2 protein-coding genes are annotated in these 1,452 nt (G+C 63.2%); both read right to left on the reverse strand.

Annotation, left to right across the window (positions count from 1 at the left end):
• Window positions 1-380, reverse strand: a 380-nt coding sequence (locus tag PROPJV5_RS12270) for a DUF2185 domain-containing protein (RefSeq protein WP_239018503.1), incomplete at its 3' end; no start/stop codon positions are given.
• 19 nt (window positions 381-399) lie between these two features.
• A partial coding sequence (locus tag PROPJV5_RS12635; RefSeq protein WP_220474441.1) for a hypothetical protein occupies window positions 400-1,452 on the reverse strand: 1,053 nt, incomplete at its 5' end.

The raw sequence follows: 1,452 nt of genomic DNA on the forward strand, positions 1-1,452 counted from the left end.
CCCTCAGGGGGTGGTGGGGCGGTGGGGTCGAACTGTTCCTCAAGCGGGATCTCCCGGCCCGTCGGGGTGTCCACGACACGGATCCGCTGGCCGTCATCGACGATCTGAAGATCAGAACCAACCGGCAGATTCCAGATCCCGATCAACGCCGGCTCCAAGGCACACAGCATGTTGAAGTCCACGACCGCCCAGTTCGCCTGGTCCGCGAGATACTCACTCGTGTCGATGTGACTGAAGACCCGCCAGCCGTTGTCCGCCTCGTTCCGAGGCTTCGCACGGACCATCCACCGGACACGCCCACGACGCTCCAACACGTTGTACGTCGTCAACGAGGTCCCAGCACCCGGAATGAACTCCCCATGAGGCACCTGAGTAGACACGACACCAACCCCTCCCCAACTACTGCTTCTGTTGCTTCTGCTGTGGTTTCTTCCTACCGCTGTTTCTTCTGCGCGCCGATGCCTTCAGGTCTGACTGCGGGGGCGGAACCTCCAAACCATGCGAGACCAGCCAGCCGATCAACGCGTCCAACAAGCCATCGGACTGGTCATCCCTGGACCTCACCACGTCGAGGACACTACGCCCGTGCCGGCCAGGGTCCAGCAGTTCGAGATCATCCCTGGCCAGCAACACCTCGTAATAACCACTCAGATCCAGTTCCGGTTTCTTCTTCCTCTTCCTGGCGCCCGCAATGTATCCCAGGGGCCGGCCCGTGCTGCCGTCTTCGGCGTTCGGGTCGACACCGGCCGCCAACAGTTCCCGGAACAGCGCGAGATTCTCCTGCGAGCCAAGGTCCGGGGCCTGCACGAGCAGGTTCACCGCGCCCGTCCCATACCTGGGGTGGGCATAGTTCACATCGGCGCCGTCGGCGATCAACCGCCTGGCGATCCGGGCCCGCGCGGCAGCATCAGGATTACGCATGGCCTCCATCAACAGCGTGCGGTCACGGGTCACCTCGTTCACCCGGTCCGGGCTGTACCCGGCCACGAACTCGTCATAGCTGCCCGCCAGAGCCAGGAACCACAACGGCCGCTCCACCTCACGGCCATGAGCCCTCGCGTAGTCCTCGAGCAGGACGGCCAGCCGCGGATGATGCGGGTACCACATCCTCGCCTGCTCAAGCACACCAACCCCGAACCTGTCAACCAAGAGCACATCCAGATCCGGCTGTTCCAGGAACACCTCGTAGATCGGCATGAGGAAATCATCTGTGACATCGGTCCGGGTGATGAGCACCTGCAACGGGTAACCCTCACGCTTGGACAGCTGGTTGACATCAGCCCCGCACTCAACAAGACGCCGCATCAACCCGGCATCCACATCAGGGGCCAACACCTTGTTCGCGCACAGGGCATGAAACACCCCGTACCCGTCGGCGAGCCCCACCCTCGGATCAGCACCATCATCGAGCAGCCTGCCCACCCAGAACGCACGCGCCCCGGGATCGGTCTC

The organism is Propionibacterium ruminifibrarum, assembly GCF_900289195.1.
In the GTDB taxonomy this organism is placed as follows: Bacteria; Actinomycetota; Actinomycetes; order Propionibacteriales; family Propionibacteriaceae; genus Propionibacterium; species Propionibacterium ruminifibrarum.